The sequence below is a fragment of the Nonlabens sp. genome, from assembly GCF_039941875.1.
In the GTDB taxonomy this organism is placed as follows: domain Bacteria; phylum Bacteroidota; class Bacteroidia; order Flavobacteriales; family Flavobacteriaceae; genus Nonlabens.
Genome location: NZ_JBDVDQ010000016.1, coordinates 198,011 through 218,433, shown reverse-complemented (window position 1 = coordinate 218,433; position 20,423 = coordinate 198,011). Strand labels below are relative to the sequence as shown.

General features: G+C 35.2%; 18 protein-coding genes. 9 read left to right on the top strand and 9 right to left on the bottom strand.

What is annotated here, in order from left to right; genetic code table 11:
- Nucleotides 1-117 precede the first annotated feature (117 nt).
- The 5 genes from ABJF08_RS10950 (at nt 118) to ABJF08_RS10930 (ending at nt 4,844) form a co-directional block, all read left to right on the top strand.
- Complete coding sequence (locus ABJF08_RS10950) at nt 118-2,106, top strand: OmpA family protein (protein WP_348116256.1); 1,989 nt, start codon at nt 118-120, stop codon at nt 2,104-2,106.
- Between the two features lie 236 nt (nt 2,107-2,342).
- Nucleotides 2,343-3,362 carry a LacI family DNA-binding transcriptional regulator gene (locus tag ABJF08_RS10945; RefSeq protein ID WP_348116255.1) on the top strand — a complete coding sequence of 340 codons (1,020 nt, stop codon included), beginning with the start codon at nt 2,343-2,345 and terminating at the stop codon, nt 3,360-3,362.
- Nucleotides 3,363-3,514: 152 nt separating this feature from the next.
- The gene (idi, locus tag ABJF08_RS10940) at nt 3,515-4,027 is read left to right on the top strand and encodes an isopentenyl-diphosphate Delta-isomerase (protein ID WP_348116261.1); all 513 of its coding nucleotides are present in this window, start codon (nt 3,515-3,517) and stop codon (nt 4,025-4,027) included.
- Nucleotides 4,024-4,434, top strand: a complete 411-nt coding sequence (locus tag ABJF08_RS10935) for a 6-carboxytetrahydropterin synthase (protein WP_348116253.1) — start codon at nt 4,024-4,026, stop codon at nt 4,432-4,434. The genes idi and ABJF08_RS10935 overlap by 4 nt, the downstream gene beginning before the upstream one ends.
- Before the next feature lie 146 nt (nt 4,435-4,580).
- Complete coding sequence (locus ABJF08_RS10930) at nt 4,581-4,844, top strand: hypothetical protein (protein WP_348116251.1); 264 nt, start codon at nt 4,581-4,583, stop codon at nt 4,842-4,844.
- Here the strand turns inward: ABJF08_RS10930 and ABJF08_RS10925 are convergent.
- The 5 genes from ABJF08_RS10925 to ABJF08_RS10905 all read right to left on the bottom strand — a co-directional run bounded on the left by ABJF08_RS10925 (nt 4,839) and on the right by ABJF08_RS10905 (nt 9,110).
- Nucleotides 4,839-5,549, bottom strand: coding sequence for a DUF4369 domain-containing protein (locus ABJF08_RS10925; RefSeq protein WP_348116250.1), 711 nt, complete (start codon nt 5,547-5,549; stop codon nt 4,839-4,841). The genes ABJF08_RS10930 and ABJF08_RS10925 overlap by 6 nt on opposite strands.
- Before the next feature lie 56 nt (nt 5,550-5,605).
- Nucleotides 5,606-6,949 carry a DUF819 family protein gene (locus ABJF08_RS10920; RefSeq protein ID WP_348116248.1) on the bottom strand — a complete coding sequence of 448 codons (1,344 nt, stop codon included), beginning with the start codon at nt 6,947-6,949 and terminating at the stop codon, nt 5,606-5,608.
- Between the two features lie 102 nt (nt 6,950-7,051).
- Nucleotides 7,052-8,002 carry an alpha/beta hydrolase gene (locus ABJF08_RS10915; protein WP_348116247.1) on the bottom strand — a complete coding sequence of 317 codons (951 nt, stop codon included), beginning with the start codon at nt 8,000-8,002 and terminating at the stop codon, nt 7,052-7,054.
- An 80-nt stretch (nt 8,003-8,082) separates the two neighbouring features.
- Nucleotides 8,083-8,382 carry a TIGR03643 family protein gene (locus tag ABJF08_RS10910; RefSeq protein WP_348116245.1) on the bottom strand — a complete coding sequence of 100 codons (300 nt, stop codon included), beginning with the start codon at nt 8,380-8,382 and terminating at the stop codon, nt 8,083-8,085.
- Nucleotides 8,383-8,507: 125 nt separating this feature from the next.
- Nucleotides 8,508-9,110: an alpha-ketoglutarate-dependent dioxygenase AlkB gene (locus tag ABJF08_RS10905; protein ID WP_348116243.1), complete on the bottom strand. Its 603-nt coding sequence runs from the start codon at nt 9,108-9,110 to the stop codon at nt 8,508-8,510.
- A gap of 71 nt (nt 9,111-9,181) precedes the next feature.
- Between ABJF08_RS10905 and ABJF08_RS10900 the strand changes: the two genes are divergently transcribed.
- The 3 genes from ABJF08_RS10900 (at nt 9,182) to ABJF08_RS10890 (ending at nt 11,326) form a co-directional block, all read left to right on the top strand.
- A complete protein-coding gene (locus ABJF08_RS10900; RefSeq protein ID WP_104516016.1) occupies nt 9,182-10,189 on the top strand; it encodes a beta-ketoacyl-ACP synthase III in 1,008 nt (335 codons plus the stop codon).
- A 190-nt stretch (nt 10,190-10,379) separates the two neighbouring features.
- On the top strand, nt 10,380-10,661 hold the full coding sequence (locus ABJF08_RS10895; protein WP_348116242.1) for a transposase: 282 nt from the start codon (nt 10,380-10,382) through the stop codon (nt 10,659-10,661).
- A 302-nt stretch (nt 10,662-10,963) separates the two neighbouring features.
- Nucleotides 10,964-11,326, top strand: coding sequence for a CoA-binding protein (locus ABJF08_RS10890; RefSeq protein WP_348116240.1), 363 nt, complete (start codon nt 10,964-10,966; stop codon nt 11,324-11,326).
- Here ABJF08_RS10890 and ABJF08_RS10885 read toward each other — a convergent pair.
- The 4 genes from ABJF08_RS10885 to folE form a co-directional block, all read right to left on the bottom strand.
- Nucleotides 11,301-12,779, bottom strand: coding sequence for a sodium:solute symporter (locus tag ABJF08_RS10885; RefSeq protein WP_348116238.1), 1,479 nt, complete (start codon nt 12,777-12,779; stop codon nt 11,301-11,303). The two genes, ABJF08_RS10890 and ABJF08_RS10885, sit on opposite strands and share 26 nt — an antisense overlap.
- A 97-nt stretch (nt 12,780-12,876) precedes the next feature.
- Entirely contained in the window at nt 12,877-13,098 is a 222-nt protein-coding gene (gene yidD, locus ABJF08_RS10880) for a membrane protein insertion efficiency factor YidD (RefSeq protein WP_348116236.1), read from the bottom strand.
- Nucleotides 13,099-13,202: 104 nt separating this feature from the next.
- A complete protein-coding gene (cysS, locus tag ABJF08_RS10875; protein WP_348116235.1) occupies nt 13,203-14,690 on the bottom strand; it encodes a cysteine--tRNA ligase in 1,488 nt (495 codons plus the stop codon).
- Nucleotides 14,691-14,840: 150 nt separating this feature from the next.
- Nucleotides 14,841-15,512: a GTP cyclohydrolase I FolE gene (gene folE, locus ABJF08_RS10870; RefSeq protein WP_348116234.1), complete on the bottom strand. Its 672-nt coding sequence runs from the start codon at nt 15,510-15,512 to the stop codon at nt 14,841-14,843.
- Between the two features lie 182 nt (nt 15,513-15,694).
- On the opposite strand from folE, the gene ABJF08_RS10865 reads away from it, so the two are divergent.
- Nucleotides 15,695-20,275 carry a T9SS type B sorting domain-containing protein gene (locus ABJF08_RS10865; RefSeq protein WP_348116232.1) on the top strand — a complete coding sequence of 1,527 codons (4,581 nt, stop codon included), beginning with the start codon at nt 15,695-15,697 and terminating at the stop codon, nt 20,273-20,275.
- Nucleotides 20,276-20,423: the final 148 nt, after the last annotated feature.

The window sequence follows — 20,423 nt, the reverse complement described above, 5'->3', positions numbered from 1 at the left end:
AAACGCCGTTTTTAATGACGGTAGTTATGAACTTTTTATGAGATTTGAATTATTTAACAGCTACGACCGTATCATTACACCTCGTTTCTTCTAAGAAAAATAAACACAGCATATATTATGTTTAAAAAACTATCCATACTACTGATTGTTTTCAGTTCGACTTTATCTTTTTCTCAAGAAAATAAAATTAGTTCTTCTAACGAAAACTATGATAACTATGCATTTATTGAAGCTCAAAAAATGTACCTTGAGATTGTAAATAGTGGTTATGAAAGTGTAGAGCTCTTCCAGAAATTAGGAGATACTTACTATTTTAATAACGATTATAAAAATGCCCATAAATGGTATTCTAGACTTTTTGAATACAATCAAGATACTATATCTAAAGAATACTATTTCAGGTATATACAATCATTAAAAGCGGTAGGTGATTATGCCAAAGCAAACGATTTACTTGCTAAGTATAGAAAGATAAATGGTGATGATAATTATATTAAAGAATATGCTAGTGATGTTAATTATTTAGAATTAATTGAATTACAGTCTTATAGGTTTTCTATCGTAAATGAAGCTATCAATACCAAAAGTCAAGATTTTGGGACTGCCTATTATCGTGGGACTAATAAAGTAGTTTTTGCAAGTGCAAAAGACAGTGCTTCTTTAGTGAGTAGAAAACATAAATGGAATGAAAGACAGTTTTTAGATCTTTATGAAGCAGACATGGATAGTCTTACTGGAGAGTTAAGTAATGTTGCTAAATTTGGTGAAGGAGGAGATGAGAAGTTAAACACTAAGTTCCACGAGAGTAATGCTGTTTTTACCAAAGATGGACAGACTGTTTACTATTCTAGTAATAATTATTTTAATAAGAATTTTAAAAAGAGTTCTGACGATGTGAATAAACTTAAAATATTTAGAGCTCAAAAAACTTCAGATGGTTGGGGTAATATCACTGAATTAAAAATCAATAGTGATGAGTTTTCCACAGCGCATCCTGCTTTAAATGTTGATGAATCGAGACTGTATTTTGCAAGTGACCGACCTGGTAGTAAAGTAGGTTTACAAGGTCGAGTACTTTCTGATATATGGTATGTAGATTTAAATGAAGAAGGTGAGCTTTCAGAACCTGTAAATGTTTCTTCTATTAACACAGCTGGTAATGAATTGTTCCCATTTATTTCTGATAAAGGAGATTTATATTTTTCTTCAACTGGTCATATGGGACTAGGAGGACTAGATATTTTTGTAACACCGTTAAATGAAACTTACAATGAGCAAGAAGTAACTGTTACTAACATAGGGAAGCCTGTTAATGGTCAGTACGATGATTTTTCATTTATCATTAATGATAGCACTCAAATGGGGTATTTCAGTTCTAATAGACCAGAAGGTAAAGGGTTAGATGATATCTATAGATTCATACAAAATAAGCCTCTTTTATGTAATGATATTATACAAGGTGTGGTCACCAATGAGAAAACAGGATTGTTAATGCCAGATACACAGGTAAATTTACTTGATTCAGATAATAAAGTGATAGAATCTGTTGTAGTCGGTAAAGGTGCTGCTTATAAATTTAATGTAAACTGCTCTAGTGATTATTCTATTAGGGCTTTAAAAGAAGGTTATGCTCCTGCCGAGGCTAACACTACAACGCCTAATACGGTTGCAACTATTGATTTGCCACTACAAATAAGCAAGTCTATAGATGATAGGATAAAAGATGTAAAAGAGGGAGATGATCTTAACGATATACTAGATATTAACATGATCTACTTTGATTTTGACAAGCATAACATACGTCCAGACGCTGAGTTAGAATTGCAAAAAGTGCTACGTTACATGAAAGCATATCCTACGGTTAGTATAGATATACGTTCTCATACAGATAGTAGAGCGCCAGATGGTTATAACATTAAATTGAGTGATAGAAGAGCAAAATCTACTAGAGCTTATTTAATAATGAAAGGAGTATCTGCAGACAGACTTACAGCTAGAGGTTATGGAGAATTCCAATTAGTGAATGAATGTTCTAATGGTGTAGAGTGTACTGAAGAAGAACATCAATTAAATAGACGATCTGAATTTATAGTAACTAAAAGATAAGATCTAACATAATATTCTATTTAGACTTAGATTTAAAACAAAGTCTATTTTAAATTAAGAAAATCATATTACATAACTTGTAAATAAGCTTGTTGATTTATGGATAAGAGATCAACAAGCTTATAGCAAGTTTCTTTAAAATGGAACAGTAATTATCATCTTTATTGCTATAGTTAGAATTTGAAACGTATGTTTGTGAATTCTATATATTTGATTCATTTCTAAATAAGTAAAATATGATAACCCTTAAAGATCTGGCTGCCACCTTAGGAGTTTCAGTTTCGACTGTTTCTAAAGCTTTAAAGGATAGTCCAGAAATAAGTAAAGACACAATTGCTCGTGTAAAAGAAATAGCAAAAGAACTCAATTACAGACCTAATACTTTAGCACTTAGTCTTAAGAATAGAAAAACTAAGACCATAGGTGTTATTATTCCAGATATCTTGAATGTGTTTTTTGCACGAATACTGTACGGTATAGAGCAGGAATCTAATGCTCTAGGTTATAATATTATTACTTGTCTTTCAAATGAATCTTTTGAAAAAGAGAACAATAGCCTTAACCTATTGGCAAACGGTAGTGTAGATGGATTTATCATGTCTGTCGCACAAGAAACACAAACTAATGGTGAGGTAAAACATCTCAAAGACACCATTAATCAGGATGTGCCTATCGTGATGTTCGATCGTGTAGCGAATGATGTAGATTGTGATAAAGTAATTATAGATGACTTTAATGCAGCTTTTAGAGGTACAGAGATATTGATCAAAGAAGGGCGCAAGAAAATTATTTTAGTAAACACATTAGGAGACTTAAGTGTTGGAAAACTGAGAATCTTAGGTTACAAAAAAGCTTTGGAAAAACATGAGTCTTATAAAGGAGATCCAATAGTTATAGATATAGAGGATGATAAAGCAATTCTTAATGATCAGATAGAAAACATTATAAGAGAACATAAAGATATGGATGGTTTATTCTGTATTGATAATGTCTCTGGAGTAATGTCTGTAAACATTGCAAAACGTATAGGTAAAAAAGTTCCAGAAGAGCTATCTGTTATAGGGTTTGCTTCAGATGATATTTCACACCTATCTTATCCACATCTTTCTACCATTACACAGCATGCCGAAGAGATAGGACAACAATCTGTGCGTATGTTAGTAGCCCGTTTAGAAAGTAAAGAAAAGGTCATACCGACATCTACCGCAACGGTAGATTTTACCATAGAATTAAGAGGGTCTACCTTAAAAAACTAATGAGTCATTTATTTTAGTGCATCCTTTAAATGACAAAAAAGCAAGAGATCAATCATTCATTTTGTAATGAATAACTACCCTCGACTACTTAGTAAATGTTTAAGGAATCAAAAGAGTTTCCTTTTGTATTTTTGTTAAATAAATTATTAGAAATCATAGAACAAGTAATCTTAGTAAACGAGAACGATGAGCAAATCGGTCTAATGGAAAAAATCGAAGCTCATGAAAAAGCACTATTGCATAGAGCTTTTTCTGTCTTTGTAGTAAATGATAAGAATGAAATCATGCTGCAACAGCGAGCACTAGATAAATATCACTCACCTGGTTTATGGACTAACACATGTTGTAGTCATCAACGTGAGGGAGAATCTAATATAGATGCAGGTAAAAGAAGACTCATGGAAGAAATGGGTTTTGTAACAGATCTTGAAGAGCTATTTCATTTCATTTACATTGCTCCATTTGATAATGGATTAACAGAGCATGAATTAGACCATGTGATGATAGGTCATTATAACGACGCTCCTCAAATTAATCCAGAAGAAGCGGCTGCTTATAAATGGATGACAGCACAAGCCATTAAAGAAGATATAGCACAGCAACCAGAGATTTATACCGAGTGGTTTAAAATTATTTTCGAAAAATATTATTCCCATATTTCATGATATTAACTGCCTACCGCAAAGCTCATTTTAACGCAGCACATCGTTTATACCGCAAAGACTGGAGTGAAGAAAAAAATGCTCAAGTTTTTGGACTATGTAGTAATAAACACTACCATGGTCACAATTATAATATAGAGGTAGGAGTGACAGGAGAGGTAGATCCAGAGACTGGATATTTAATAGATCTTAAAGTTCTTAAAGACATCATTAAAGAAGAGGTAGAAGACGCCTTAGATCATAAAAATCTTAATGAGCAAGTGCCAGAGTTTGCTAACTTAAACCCAACTGCAGAAAATATAGCCTTTGTAGTTTACAATAAAATTAAAGCAAAATTAGATCCTAAATTTGATCTAGAAATAAAGCTTTATGAGACAGAGCGCAACTTTGTAGTCTATAAAGGATTGTAAATTATATTAAATTTTAAATGTTCCGCTTTCGCGAAAGCGGACTAATTATCAGGAAATTAATAGTGAAAAGGTAGATAGTTACTATTACGTTTCTATGCTATTGTGTAACTCTTTTATTCACTATTTTTGCAACAAATTAAATTATTATGGCAAGTATAAAAAATCTTAAGCAAGACATCAATTACGTATTAGGAGATATCATAGAAGCAGCACTTATTACACAGGCATTAAGCCCAGAAAAAACTGCAGAATCTGAAAAAATCGTAGATGATTCTATCGAAGTATTCGACGGTTTAATCGCTAGAGTAAACGACCGCAAAGTAGAGAACCGCAAGGCTCATCTTACTGCAGTACGTGCTGACTTAGAAACTCAAGGAAAAGGACTTATCGATAGAGTTAACGCTCTATAAATTATCCTTAGCGTTATTTATTAATTCAGACAGTTGTTTTCCATAAACAGTTGTCTGAATTTTTTTTGGCATACTTCTATATACGCTATCTAGTAAAATAGGATTTGCTTCACTAGCCTCACTTACCAGTAAATATGGGGCAACCTCTTTATCATTATGTAATTGTGAATAGTTAATAGTGTACAAAATCTTTTTTCTTAAGTACTTCTCATAAGCAGTATTGATAGAATCTGTAACTTCTACGGTTCTAGTCTGGTCAGTAAGTGATAAGCTTCTTTTTACTAGATCAGTATAAACTTCATTTAATCTCTTGTTGTTTTTTGAATAAGTAGCATAAAGATCTTGGTTTTTAGAACCAGTAAATACAGCATCGTTTACAAAATTATCCCAAGTAGAATTCATGGTCATCGTTGTGTCCTCTGCAAAGAACATAAGACGGTCATTAAACTCTGTCCCATCTTTTACATCTAGATGCAAATACATAATCTCTGGTTCACTCAAAGATGCTTTTAGACTATAGTCAGATTCTCCATCAAAAACCACCGAGTCTACATCTACTAGAGTTGAGTCTTGTAGGCGTTGTAAGTATATTTTTCCCACTTTAATCCCATCTATAGTTCCAGAAATAGAAAAGTTGCTAGAGTTAGAATCACTACAAGATGCTATAGAAGTTATAGCGATAAGAAGGAAGAATACTTTTTTCATGGTAAATTTTTAATGCCTGCAAATATGCACTATAAGTTTTAATTATTATAATGTTATTACATGCTAGATTCAGCAATCATACGCATTAATGTGGTACAAGCTAAAGCTCCTACGGTTCCTACTACATAACCGAAAACAGCTAATAAAACACCAACTGTAGACAGAGATGGGTGAAATTCTGCCGCTACCACGGGAGCACTCGCTGCTCCTCCTACATTTGCTTGGCTGCCCACGGCAAGGAAAAAATAAGGTGCTTTTATTAATTTTGCCATTAAAATAAGAAGTCCTGCATGAATAGCCATCCATATAATTCCCACAAGGATGAGTCCTGGATTATGAACAATTCCTGCAAGATTCATTTTCATACCTATAGTTGCAACTAAAACATAAATGAAAATTGTTCCTATTCTACTAGCCCCAGCACCTTCGTATTTTTTAAGCGGTGTATAAGAAAGGATAATACCTATTATAGTTACAATAGCGATAAGCCAAAAGAATTGCCCACCTAAAAAACTAAAATAAGATTTTGGGTCTGCAATCCAACTAAAATTTTTAGGAAGAAAATCGGATAAGAAATCTGCGATAAAGTGTGCTATTCCCATTGATCCAAAACCTATTCCTAGCATAACCATCATGTCAGTTAAGGTTGCTTCTCTTTTAATGCTTTTTTGATAAGTCGTTACCCTTTCTTTTAATTTTTCAATAGAACTAGAATCTGCACCAAACCATTTGTCAAATTTTGCGGCTTTTCCTATGCCTAGCAATAAAAGTCCCATCCAGATATTGGCTACTATAATATCTACTAGTACCATATTACCATATAAGGTTTGATCATAGTTATACACTTCTAACATAGCTGTTTGATTTGCACCGCCACCTATCCAGCTGCCTGCAAGAGTAGAAAGTCCTCTCCATACCGCCTGGATACCTTCGCCTCCTACTGTCTCTGGCGATATACTTCCTACTATTAAGATGGCAATAGGTCCACCTATGATAATTCCTACTGTTCCTGTAAGAAACATAATCAGTGCTTTAGAACCTAGATTAAATACAGCTTTAAGGTCTATAGAAAGCGTCATGAGAACAAGAGCTGCGGGAAGTAGGTATCTTGATGCAACAAAGTAAACACTAGTTCCATGTTCGATTATTTTGCCATCGTCAGCTTCAGTTTGCCACTCTGCGGCAATAAGTCCGGTAGAACTTAAAATACTAGGTATGAAATAACACATTAAAAGAGCCGGTACGTATTTGTAGAATTTTGCCCATGAGCCTTCTTTTTTAGAAGAGGTGGCAAATACAAATGCAAGAGAAATCATGAGTAAACCAAAAACAATAGCATCGTTGGTTATAAATGGTTCTGCGGTTTCTACTTCTGTGAAAATTCTATCTCCTAAAATCATAAAGTCGTATTTTGAATAGCTGCAAAATACGACTTTATACGAAGTTGTTTAGGATAGTTTCGCTTTCGCGAAAGCGATATGTAAAATAGTTTAATTATAAAACTATTTTACAAATTCAGTGATTAGTTCTAACAGTCTTTTATTTATAGGGAAGTTAGGGTTTATGTAGCTTTTAGAAGCTTCTATCTCATCATTTCCTACAGTTTTAAGAACATGATTCATATTTTCTATAATCTCAAATGTAGCAGTAGGAGCGGCGTCTTTTAAAAGTTGCGCTTCGGTAGCGTCTACCTGTCTATTCTTAGTTCCGTTAACAATAAGAACAGGAGCAGAGATGTTTTTTAACTCAGTAGCAGGATTGTATTGCATCCACGATTTCATAAAAGGCTGTACTTGTGGACCTATAATCACATACAGATCGCGTTCTATATCTACCACTGGTTTCTCAGATTTCTTGACTCTATCAAAGGTCTCTGCAGCTACCTTATCTAGCCCTGGCTGTTGTTGTGCTATTTGTTGTACGATTACATCATCAATAGACTGCCCTGCTCCGTTAATAGATATAAAACCAGCTACATCTTTATTAACCGCTAGCATAGCCACTAGAGATCCCTGACCATGACCGGCTAGGTATATTTTTGAGAATCTACTATCATTTTTAAAGAAATAAACAGACTCTTTTGCATCGATTATAAAATCACTAAATAGCGTCTTGTCACTAGGTTTGCGATTTTTTATTTGAGTTAAAATGCGCTTATCATATCTATAAGTAGCAATTCCTTGAGCGAGTAGAGAGTCTGCAAGTTGTAAATAAGCGTTACTCTTTGTTCTACGTTCATTACCATTGCGATCTACAGCACCTTGATCACCTATAATAATGACCAGAGGTACTTTTTCATAAGTATCTGGTGTGAGTAATGTCCCTTGAATATTTTTATTAATGTTTACTTCAGTAAGATCTTCGGTAGGTCTTTGTGCATTTTTTTTAGAAAAAGCATCTTGCGCGGTAGTCACAAGAGGTAAAAGAAGTAAAAGGAATAATGACTTTTTCATGATTTGGCTGTTCTCTATTAATAACGTCCAAATCTAGGCAATAGGTATGCCATTGCATATATTCTATTAAAAAAATATGTTTATCGTTTTGCAATTTTATTACCAGTACTACGTTGCATACTACATTTAAAACGATTCATTTCTGGATCTCGCTGAGCGCGGTGCTTAGTCGCACGACCTTGAACTCGCTGGCGCCACATTCTAAAGCTGCTTTCCTTCATCTCACTGCGCATGATCATGATCACTTCTTTTTCTGTCACGCCGAATTGCGCCTCGATAGCATCAAATGGGGTGCGATCTTCCCAGCCCATTTCTATAATGCGGTCTATCTGACGGTCGTTTAAATTTTCTAAAATGTCTTTTGCTCGAATTCTTGCCATAAATTTAAAGTCGTTGTTTTTTCTAAAAATTACAGATTTTCATCAATTAAATGTTGTTTTATAATTCAATTAACAAATCATAAAATTTGCCATTATTCCCACAATATTTCATGAAGACTCTTAAATTATTTCACCACTTTTCTAAATGTAAGATTGATGCGTAGATCCACCTTTCTTTTCGTTTTGGCAATCTGGTGTTTATAAGTATGCTGTGTTTGTTTTTCCATAATAAGAAGGCTGCCGTTTTCTAGAGGGAATTTAAAACGCCAGTCTTTATTCTCATTATGTTTGAGATGGAAAAATCTTTCTTGTCCTAGACTTATAGAGGCTATAGTGGGGTTAGTGCCCAGTTCTTTTTCATTATCTGAATGCCAGCCGTTAGAATCCTGGCCGTTACGGTACTGATTTATGAGGCATATATTAAAGGTCGTGCCGGCAGCTTTTTCTACATCTGCTTTAATTTGTTTTAAGGTCTCTGTCCATGGTAACGCGTTAAATTCTATACCGCTGTATCCATAGGCTATGTCAGCATCTCCATATAATTGCGTTAGTCTTGGCTCGTCATGTGTTTTACCGAATAGCTGTATTTTATTTTGTCGCCACGGTGTTTCAGTTAATAAAGTGTTTTTTAATAGTTCCGCTTTCGCGAAAGCGTAAAAAGAACCATCATAACGCACCGATGCATCTGGAATCTCGGGAAAAGTATCTGAAAATAACTTGTTATGCATATAAAAAATAGGTTCAAACTAGCAAGATAATGAGACTGTCACGTATCTTGCGAAAGATTTAAAACAAATTTATGTATACTTCTCGCATAGCCGGAATGGGGAAATTTGTCCCTGAAAATGTGGTTACTAACGATGATCTTTCTAAAGTAATGGATACTAACGATGCCTGGATACAGGAGCGTACAGGAATCCAAGAACGTCGTCACATTAAGAAAGGCGATGGAAATTCTACAGCTACCATGGGTGTTAAAGCTGCAGAAATAGCTCTAGAAAGAGCAAAAATATCTAAGGACGACATCGACATGATCGTGTTTGCAACTCTATCTCCAGATTATTACTTCCCTGGTTGTGGTGTGCAAGTACAAGAAATGATGGGTATTCATACCTGTCCAGCTCTGGATGTAAGAAACCAGTGTAGTGGTTTTATTTATGGACTGTCTGTTGCAGACCAGTTTATTAAAACAGGAATGTATAAAAATGTACTCGTAATAGGATCTGAGAACCACAGTGGTGGTTTAGATTTTTCTACACGTGGTCGCGGTGTGACGGTAATATTTGGAGATGGAGCAGGAGCAGCAGTTCTTACTAGATCAGAAAATGAAGGTCAGGGTATCCTTTCTACCCACTTGCATAGTGAGGGAAAACATGCGCTAGAATTATCTCTAAAAGGACCATCTACCATGCATTGGGTACCTCAATTAATAGAGGAGAATCCGCAAGAAGATATTCCTTATTATCCTTACATGAATGGTCAGTTTGTATTTAAAAATGCAGTAAGACGTTTTAGTGAGGTGATTATGGAAGGTCTTCAAAAGAATAATCTAGAAGTAGGTGATATAGATATGCTGGTGCCACACCAGGCTAACTTGCGTATATCTCAATTCATACAGAAGAAATTTCAACTAACAGACGATAAGGTTTATAACAATATCCAGAAATACGGTAACACTACAGCTGCATCTATTCCTATTGCTCTTTGTGAAGCATGGGAAGAAGGTAAAGTAAAAGAAGGTGATACGGTGGTTCTTGCTGCTTTCGGTAGTGGGTTTACTTGGGGTAGTGCTATAATTAAATGGTAACAACATTCATAGGTGCGGACTTAAGTCCGCACTTATGAATATTGAGCAAATTGATTATTTTTAAAGATGTCCAAAAATAATCTTCAAGTTTATATTCACATTGTATTTTGTACAAAGAATCGAGGTGTGTTAATTTCTGATACAATAGAGAAAAAGTTATACCCATTTATCTGGTCTGTTATAGAAGATAATGATTGTACTCCTTTTAATGATTAATGGTATGCCAGACCATGTCCATATATTATTAAAAATGGACTCAAAAGTTTCATTATCTGATTTGATGAGATTCATTAAAGGTAAAAGCTCTAGATTCCTTAATGAGAATTACTCATTTTTAAACGGCTTTGAATGGCAGCGCGGCTATGGTGCGTTTTCCGTTAGCTCAAGTCAGGTATCTCAGGTCGCAGATTATGTCAAAAATCAAAAGGATCATCATGGGGAAGGTTCTATTATTGGAAATCTCGAGCTTTAAACCATGTTTCATTCATAGGTGCGGACTTAAGTCCGCACCTATGGATAGAAAATGATATAAATACAAAATCCCGAGCCTGCAAGCTCGGGATTTCTAAATCGTATAATAACACTAACCATTAATTATGAATTATACGATTATGTGTGTCTTTTAAATTTAAGTCTTAAACGTAAAAGACATTAACCTTTGAATTCTTCTTTCTCAATAAAATTCAATTAACCAAATAAATCAAAAGGGTTTATCACGTCCTTCTTTATAAAAGACGATCTATTTTGTATATTGTTACATATTAAATCATAAAAATGTCTAAAAAAACTCTAGTACTAGGTGCGTCGCTTAAAGAAGAGCGTTATTCTAACATAGCTATTTATAGATTGCGCAAGTTTAATATAGAAACTGTTGCTATAGGATTGCGTGAAGGACTGGTAGATGATGTAAAGATTCATAAGGAGCTTATTCCTTTTCAAGGTATCAATACAGTAACGTTATATTTAAATGCGCAAAGGCAACCTCAATACTATGATTATATCATTAGTCTAAAACCAGAGCGTGTAATTTTTAATCCAGGCACAGAAAATCCTGAATTTTATCAAATGCTGACAGATAATAATATTGAACATGAAGTGGCATGTACACTAGTTATGCTAGGGACACATCAATACTAACTTTTTGATTACTAAATATTGATGCGATCAATAAACCTAAAAAGGTGATGAATCCATTAAGTAATAGTATGAAGAAACCAAATTCAAAACCAAACCAATAACTCGCTGCGCTGCTTGTGCCAAATGCTATAAATGGAGATAGCACAGCTATAATAGGAGTTATTTTGTGATTTACTCTAAGTCTGGTTAGAATACCAAAACTGAATAATCCCAATAAAGGTCCGTAGGTATATCCAGCAAAAACAAATAGTTTATTAATTACACTAGCGTCTTTTATTAGATACTCAAAACTTACGATTACTAAGATTAACAATACGGAGAATGCTACGTGTACTATTTTACGTATCCAGTTTTGTTTTTTCTTATCATAGTTTTTTTCTAATCGTAAGATATCCACAGAGAAAGATGTGGTGAGTGAAGTAAGTGCACTGTCTGCACTAGAATATGCTGCGGCAACCAGTCCTAGAATAAAAACCAGTCCTATGCCTATTCCTAGATTATTGTCTAGTGCTATAGCTGCAAATAATTTATCCTTAGTAGCTGTTAGTTGTTCTGCTTTTGCAAAAGCAGTAAGTAGAACGCCTAAGCCTAAGAATACTAGGTTTACAAAGGTTAATACAAGCGTAAACCAGAACATGTTCTTTTGAGCATCTTTGAGACTGCGACAGGTTAAGTTTTTTTGCATCATATCCTGATCGAGTCCAGTCATTACTATTGCTATAAAAGCACCGGCAAAGAATTGTTTAAAGAAATAAGAACCGCTTTTCCAGTCATCAAAGAAGAAAATTTGAGATAAATCACTATCAGAAATAAAGCTTGTTATTTCTCCTATACCATTTAAGTTTAAACTGTCAGATATGTAATAAATGGCAACCCCTACGGCTAGCAACATAAATAGAGTTTGTAATGTGTCCGTCCAGACAATGGTTTTGATTCCAGATTTAAATGTATACAACCATATAAGAATTACGGTAAAAGTTACCGTTTGCCAAAATTCTACTCCCATGTCATCAAAAACAAATTCTTGTAATACTCCAGCAACGAGGTATAATCTAAAACTAGCACCTACCACACGAGAAAGTATGAAGAAGCTAGAACCAGTAAATTGAGCAGCACTTCCATATCTATCGTTGAGGTAACTGTATATAGAAGTAAGATTCATTTTATAATACAGTGGTAATAGCACAGTACCTATGACTAGATAGCCGACGATGTAACCCAATACTACTTGAAAATAATTCATGGCACCTTCTTCTACCGCACCAGGAACTGAGATAAAGGTCACACCACTAAGCGACGCACCTATCATCCCAAAAGCGACAATAAACCAAGGCGACGATCGATTACCTCTAAAGAAAGTGGCATTATCACTTTTACGACCTACTATAAACGAAATAGCAACAAGAACTGCAAAGTAACAAGCTATGGTAATAAGTATTTGAGTAGAAGTCAAGGCTTTTGATTTTTAATGCTAAGGTATGAAAGCTCTTTAAATTTAAATCTAAGTTGAAATTTAAACTTTAAAAGGGAAGAATGAAAATAGGAGAATTTTAAGGTACCGGATCATATCCTTTTCCACCCCAGGGATGGCAGCTAGATATTCTTTTAATCGCTAGCCAGCCGCCTTTAAAAGCACCGTGTTTGATCAGTGCTTCTTTAGAATATTGAGAGCAAGTAGGAGAGTAGCGACAACTAGCAGGTGTAAAAGGCGATATCATCGACTGATAAAATCGGATAATCAACAAAAACGGATATGCTAGTATTTTTTTCATAAGTTAAGTAGATTCCTTAATTCCAGAAATTACCTGCTAAAAATATTATCATTTATGGTTTGGGGAAAATTTCGAGGAATTCAAAAATCTCCAATCGTTAATCCTTAATCAACACTATAACTAGTCCCGTCAGCACCATCTTTTAAAGCGATTCCAGCTGCAGCTAGTTCGTCTCTTATTTTATCGCTAGTGCTCCAGTCTTTATTTGCTCTCGCAGTAGCTCGCAGATCGATGATTAATTTCATCGCACCATCCATTCCTTTATTGAGGGATGCGCTTCCTTCTTCTTTGTTATCTTGTAAACCTAAGACATCAAAGAAAAATGCATTTATTGTTTCTTGAAGGTCAGCCAGATCACTTGCTGTGATTGTTGCATTTCCATCATTGATAGAATGAATCATTTTTACTGCATCAAAAAGTTCTGCAATAAGAATAGGAGTATTGAAATCATCATTCATGGCAGCATAACATTTTGCTTTCCATGAAGAAAGATCTATTGAAGAGGTTTTAGAAACAGATAATTTATCCATTACCTTCATTGCTTCTGTAAGTCTATTGAAACCTTTTTCGGCAGCAAGAATGGCATCGTTACTAAAATCAAGAATAGATCTATAATGAGCTTGCATCATGAAAAAACGCACTACACTAGGTGCAAATGCTTTTTGCATGAAATCATTTTCTCCAGTAAAAAGTTCTACTGGTAAAATGCTGTTTCCGGTAGATTTAGACATTTTCTGACCGTTAAGAGTGAGCATATTTGCATGCATCCAGTAATTTACTGGGCTACAGCCATGTGCAGCCTCACCTTGTGCTATCTCGCACTCATGATGTGGGAATTTAAGATCCATTCCACCACCGTGTATGTCAAATTTGTTTCCTAAATATTTAGAACTCATGACCGTGCACTCTAAGTGCCAGCCAGGAAAACCATCACCCCATGGACTAGGCCATCTCATAATGTGCGCTGGGCTTGCTTTTTTCCACAGAGCAAAGTCTGCTGGATTTTCTTTATCACTTTGAGCAGCTAGCTCGCGAGAGTTAGCCATCATGTCGTCTAGATTACGACCACTTAATTTACCATATTCATGGTCTTCATTAAATTTAACTACATTAAAATAGATAGAGCCATTTTTTTCATAGGCATATCCATTTTCCATGATAGTTTTAATAATCTCTATTTGCTCCACTATGTGACCTGTTGCCGTAGGTTCTATACTAGGTGGATAGGCATTAAATTGTTTCATTACATTATGAAAGTCCAGCGTGTATTGCTGTACTACTTCCATAGGTTCTATTTTTTCTAGCCTTGCTTTTTTAGATATTTTATCTTCACCTTCATCAGCATCGTCAGTTAAATGGCCGGCATCTGTAATGTTACGTACATAACGTGTTTTATATCCTAAGTGTTTAAGATATCTAAACACCATGTCAAAACTGATAAACGTACGGCAATTTCCTAAATGTACATTACTGTAAACGGTAGGTCCACAAACGTACATTCCTATGCGACCTTCGGTAATCGATTTGAAAACCTCTTTCTCGCCTTTGATGGAATTGTAAATCCTTAATTCATTGTCTTGATAAAGCGCCATGACTTGTTTTTATGTGATGTTGATGGTGTTGATCTCGCTTTCGCGAAAGCGGAATCTCAATACTAATTTAATCTCAAAAATAACAGTAAAAATCTAATCAGGCTTAATTGCTAGATTAGATTTTAAATTTATTCTAAGTAAATGGGTAATTTAAAATTTGGTCTCCATTTTAATGTAATCTAGAAATTCCCTTTTTACTTCTGGATCTTTAAATTTACCACCGAATTCTCCTGTAACGGTACTGCTCTCGATATCTCTTATTCCACGACTGTTAACACAAAGGTGTTTTGCATCTATAATACACGCTACGTCTTCTGTATTCATTACTTTTTGTAATTCACGTACAATTTGTATGTTAAGACGTTCTTGAACTTGTGGACGTTTTGCATAATAATCTACTATACGATTCATTTTAGAGAGCCCTACTACGCTACCGTTAGAAATATAGGCGACGTGAGCACGACCTACTATAGGTAATAAATGGTGCTCACATGTAGAGTAAACGACTATGTCTTTTTCTACTAGCATCTCATTATACTTATACTTATTATCAAAAGTACTAGCGTTAGGTTTTTTATCTGGACGTAAACCACCAAAAATTTCATTCACAAACATTTTTGCAACACGATTAGGTGTTCCTTTAATGCTGTCGTCTGTCATATCCATACCTAGAGTTTCTAGGATATTATAGACATCTTTTTTTATAGATTCTATTTTATCTGCATCGCTTAATTCAAATGCATCTGGACGTAAAGGGGTTTGCTCGTTTGAAGAAAGGTGATCGTGATCTTCAATATTATCTAATAGGTCGTCAATTTTCATATAGGTACTGCAATTAATAGCGGCAATTTATTTTTAATGCAAATTTACACATTGAAAGGCATAAGTACATTGTTTTGTTAGATTTAGACTAAGATTAACTATGTTACGTTAAGTAATAGTTAACAATATTTCTCATATTTGTTGTTTAGAAAAAAGCCCACTCATATTCAAAACTGTAAATGATGAAAAGAATCTTATTTTTTTTAATCCTAATTAGCTCTTATTTTTCTGTAGCACAGACTAATATAAATATGCCTCAAGGTACTAATGGCGGTAATGGATTTCGTTTTGTAGGCTGTGGTTTAACTGTTTTTAATGATAGTCAGGGTAATCAGAATTACCTTAATAATGAAGATAATATTTCTGTTTTCTGTCCTGCTATAGATACAGATAGAATGCAATTAGATTTTGTACAAGTCGGTTTATTAGCAGGTGATGTGGTAACTATATACGATGGAGACTCTACAGCGTCAGCCGTTATAGGTACTATTACTAACACTACTGCAGCAGCAGGTTTGTTTGAGGCTAGTGCAGCTAACCCTACGGGATGTCTTACGGTAAGATTTGTTTCTAATGGTTCTGGAGTGAGTTCTGGATGGCGAGCTGTTAGAACTTGTTTTGATCCATGTCAGACGATTACTACCTCTATAACTACTACACCAGCGATTGATGCAGATGGAATACTAAGAATATGTCAAGGTGATACGGTTACCTTTGATGGGTCTGCTACTTTTAGTATCGATGGTACTGGTGCAACATATGAATGGGACCTAGCAAATGGTAATGGGTTAAATATGGGGCAAGTTCAAACAGAAACATATACAGCATCTGGTATTTATCAAACAAAATTTGTTGTTACTGACAGAGATGGTTGTACAGATAGAGATGAAATAGATTTAATAGTTCAGGTCTCTACAGATCCTGATTTTACAGGTACCATGGCAGACGATACCGTACTGTGTTTTGGAGAATCGACCACTCTTAGAGGTGTTGTTACTGCGCAGGAGTTTGCTATACCAGTTTCTCCACCAGTAACAGGTTTGACATTTTTACCTGATGGTAGCGGTGTGAGTTATGTAACTTGCATAGAAGTAGATTTATTTGCTCCTGGAGCATTAGTCACTAGTGCTAGCGACATCGTAGATATATTCCTTAATATGGAACATTCTTACCTAGGCGACCTCCAAGTAACCGTTAGTGCTCCTAATGGTACATCGGTAGATCTTCATGCAAGTGGTGGTGGTAGTACTTTCTTGGGTATACCTATTGATAATGATTCAGATCTTACTGCAGGGACAGGTTTTGATTATGTTTTCACAGAAAGTGCAACACAAACGTGGCTGCAAGCTGCTGGTAGTAATACGACTATACCGGCTGGCGATTATTTACCTGTAGATCCATATAGTACTTTTATAGGCTCTCCATTAAATGGGTCGTGGTGTATTACTATTACAGATAATTTAACATCTGACAATGGTAATATTTTCTATTGGGGTCTTAATTTCGACCCAGCGATTATTCCTTCAGAGCTTTCTTTTACACCTTTAGAGAGTACCGCAGCATGGCAAGCAAATCCAGATATTGCAATGAATACAGGCAGTATTGTTACGGTAACACCTTCAATGCAGGGTTTAAACTGTTATGATTATGTGTTTACAGATAATCACGGTTGTTCTTATACAGAGCAAGTATGTATAGATGTTGTTGCTCCTATACCGTCAGGTGCGCCTAACGACATTGTTATTTGCGATCCTACTGGTTCTACCGCGGTGGTAGATTTAACGGTTAATGATGCTCCTATTTTAAATGGTCTCAGTGGTTCGAACCATGTAGTTAGCTATTTTGAAACTCCTACCGATGCAGAAAATAATACCAACCCTATTACTAACCCTACTGCTTATACCAATATATCGAATCCTCAAACTATTTATACTAGAATTACAGAAGGAGCGAGTGGCTGTAATAACCTAGATTCTTTTGAGATAAGAATAGGAAATGTTGTTTTTACACCTGTGGATGATCTGGTTCTTTGTGATGACTCTACAAATGATGGTTTTGAAGTTTTTGATCTTACTTCTCAGTCTGCTGGGATTTTAAACGGACAAGATCCTGCAGATAATATTGTTACTTTTCATACATCACAAACAGATGCTGATAATAATGTAAATGCTATCGTTAATCCTGATGCTTACACAAATGTAATTTCTCCTGTAGAAACTATATATGTGAGAATAGAAAACAGTACAGATGCTACTTGTAATGCTACAGGAATATTTGATATAATTGTTGCTCCAGCACCACAAACTGTTGTTTTACAAGATCTAGAATTATGTGATTTTGCTAATGATGGTGTAGAACTTTTTGATTTAACGGTTAATGAACCTGTTATTATAGCAGGTCAGGCTCAGGGAACTCCGGCTGCTCCTTTAAATTATGTAATAACTTATCATACTTCTCAAGCAGATGCTTTAACAGGAGCAAATCCTATTACGAATCCTACAGCTTATGGGAATACATCTTCTCCACAGATTATTTTTGTGAGGATAGAAAGTGATCTTACATCAAATTGTTTTAATGCAGACATGAGTTTTGAAATAGCTCTTGTTGCTCAGCCAGTTTACAATGTGGTAGATGACATGGTAGTTTGTGATGATGTTACCAATGATGGTGTAGAGATATTTGACCTTAACAGTCAGGAGGTAGGTATTCTAAATGGACAAGACCCTGCTTTGTTTGATGTTGAGTTTTTTGAAACACTAGCAGATGCTCAGTCAGGAACTAATGCTATTGTAAATGAAACAAATTATCAAAATATAGCTAACCCTCAAACTATATACGTTAGAATGATTAATAGTGTGAATTCATTATGTGATGATAGCACAGGTTCATTCCAATTAGTGGTAAATGCATTACCTATCGCAAACCCTTTACCAGATGTTGAGGTGTGTGATGATCCAAGTAACGATGGCTTAGGAGGTTTTCAATTTGATTCTTATACATCACAAGTGTTGCAAGCGCAAGATCCTTTAATGTTTATAGTTTCATATCATGAATCACAAGCAGAAGCTGATAGTGGAGCAAATCCATTATCTACCACTTCTTATACAAATATCTCAAATCCACAAACGATATATGTGCGTGTAGAGAATCTTGCAAATGTATTATGTATTGCTTCTACTTCATTTGATTTAATAATCAATGAATCACCAGCTATAACCAGTGCTACAGACCTTACTTTATGTGACGACCCTAGTGGTGATGGAGTAGAGTCTTTTGATTTAACGCAAAATGACGCAACTATTTTAAATGGGTTAAATCCTGCAGACTATACGATTACTTATAGTAATGTATCTGGTGCAATTACTTCTCCTTATGTAAATGTTTCTAGTCCTGAAACGATAACGGTAACTGTAGAGAATAATGTAACTGGCTGTTCTGATACAACTACATTCGATTTAATAGTAGGTGAAGTGCCAGTCACTATTCCTACTTTCTTAATAGAAGAATGTGATGAAGACGGTGATGGAGCTGCAACATTTAACCTAAGTGAGACAACTACTCAAATAACAAATGGGCAAGTAGGTACGCTAGTTACATTTCACGATGCTCAAGCAGATGCTTTTTCTGGACTGAATGCTTTAAATGACACTAGCTATGATAATACAAGTAGCCCACAAACCATCTATTATAGAATAGAATTTACGGCGACAGGCTGTTTTGCTATGGGCGATTTTACTATAGAGGCAGTAGACGCTCCTATAGCTATTGTGCCTACCGCATTAGAATCTTGTGATGACGGTAATGGAACTGCTACGGTAGATGTTAGTCTAGCAAGTGCTGAGGTAACAACAGGACAAGTAGGTTCTACGGTGGTTTATTACTTAAATCAAGCAGATGCAGATAGCCAAGTAAATGGAGTTACTGGAAACTTTGATTACTCTTCAAATACTACTTTAATAGTTAGAGTAGATGACGATAATACCGACTGTTTCAGTTTCACAACTCTAGATCTTATTTTTAATGAGCTTCCTGCTCCATCTTTATTAGATCAGTATGTACTTTGTCTTGATGAAGTTGGTAACCTTGTAAATGGGCCAGTAACCTTAGACACAGGTTTAAATAATGCAGACTACTCGTTTGAGTGGTCACTAGATGGTACAGTAATAGTTGCGAATACATCATCTATAGATGTGTCTGATGGTGGTGATTATGAAGTAATAGCAACTAATGTTGTTACTGGTTGTTCTAATAATGAGACGACTAATGTGCGTATTTCTAGCGTTCCAGATGTATTTGACATCGATATTACGACAGGTCCTTTTGATAAAGATCACCAAGTAGTAGTAACTGCCGAAGGTCCAGATCAATACTGGTTTAGATTAGATGATGGCCCTTATGTAAACAATGGTACATTTAATAATGTAGAGCCAGGGCCGCATACGGTAACCATAGCAGAGAGAAGTGGTTGTGGTGAGATAGTGGTGGATATTTTTGTCTTCGGTTATCCAGATTATTTTACACCTAATGCAGACGGAATACATGACACCTGGAACATAGTAGGTGGAGATCGCCTACCAGGGACGGTTCTTTATATCTTTGATAGGTATGGAAAACTTATAAAGCAACTAGATGTAGCTGGTCCAGGATGGGATGGAAATTATAATGGACAGCCTTTACCTAGCACCGATTATTGGTTTAAAATCGAGTATGCATTTGATGGACAACAAAGAGAGGCTTCTGGTCACTTTGCAATGAAAAGGTAATAGATCTTAATTCATAAATAGAAAAGCACATCTTAATCGATGTGCTTTTTTTATTTAAAGCATTTATGGTATTCTAAAAGTAAGTCATGTGTTTTAAGTTAGATCATTGTTCCGCTTTCGCGAAAGCGGGACTATATCCATCTTTACT

Bases quoted from the DNA above. Each gene is read 5' to 3' on its own strand.
- ABJF08_RS10930 (WP_348116251.1), top strand. From the start codon at position 4,581: ATGGCAAGTATAAAAAATCTTAAGCAAGACATCAATTACGTATTAGGA.
- ABJF08_RS10890 (WP_348116240.1), top strand. From the start codon at position 10,964: ATGTCTAAAAAAACTCTAGTACTAGGTGCGTCGCTTAAAGAAGAGCGT.
- ABJF08_RS10950 (WP_348116256.1), top strand. From the start codon at position 118: ATGTTTAAAAAACTATCCATACTACTGATTGTTTTCAGTTCGACTTTA.
- ABJF08_RS10915 (WP_348116247.1), bottom strand. From the start codon at position 8,002: ATGAAAAAGTCATTATTCCTTTTACTTCTTTTACCTCTTGTGACTACC.
- ABJF08_RS10900 (WP_104516016.1), top strand. From the start codon at position 9,182: ATGTATACTTCTCGCATAGCCGGAATGGGGAAATTTGTCCCTGAAAAT.
- ABJF08_RS10925 (WP_348116250.1), bottom strand. From the start codon at position 5,549: ATGAAAAAAGTATTCTTCCTTCTTATCGCTATAACTTCTATAGCATCT.
- yidD (WP_348116236.1), bottom strand. From the start codon at position 13,098: ATGAAAAAAATACTAGCATATCCGTTTTTGTTGATTATCCGATTTTAT.
- ABJF08_RS10865 (WP_348116232.1), top strand. From the start codon at position 15,695: ATGAAAAGAATCTTATTTTTTTTAATCCTAATTAGCTCTTATTTTTCT.
- ABJF08_RS10935 (WP_348116253.1), top strand. From the start codon at position 4,024: ATGATATTAACTGCCTACCGCAAAGCTCATTTTAACGCAGCACATCGT.
- ABJF08_RS10910 (WP_348116245.1), bottom strand. From the start codon at position 8,382: ATGGCAAGAATTCGAGCAAAAGACATTTTAGAAAATTTAAACGACCGT.
- ABJF08_RS10945 (WP_348116255.1), top strand. From the start codon at position 2,343: ATGATAACCCTTAAAGATCTGGCTGCCACCTTAGGAGTTTCAGTTTCG.
- cysS (WP_348116235.1), bottom strand. From the start codon at position 14,690: ATGGCGCTTTATCAAGACAATGAATTAAGGATTTACAATTCCATCAAA.
- ABJF08_RS10920 (WP_348116248.1), bottom strand. From the start codon at position 6,949: ATGATTTTAGGAGATAGAATTTTCACAGAAGTAGAAACCGCAGAACCA.
- ABJF08_RS10895 (WP_348116242.1), top strand. From the start codon at position 10,380: ATGATTGTACTCCTTTTAATGATTAATGGTATGCCAGACCATGTCCAT.
- folE (WP_348116234.1), bottom strand. From the start codon at position 15,512: ATGAAAATTGACGACCTATTAGATAATATTGAAGATCACGATCACCTT.
- ABJF08_RS10905 (WP_348116243.1), bottom strand. From the start codon at position 9,110: ATGCATAACAAGTTATTTTCAGATACTTTTCCCGAGATTCCAGATGCA.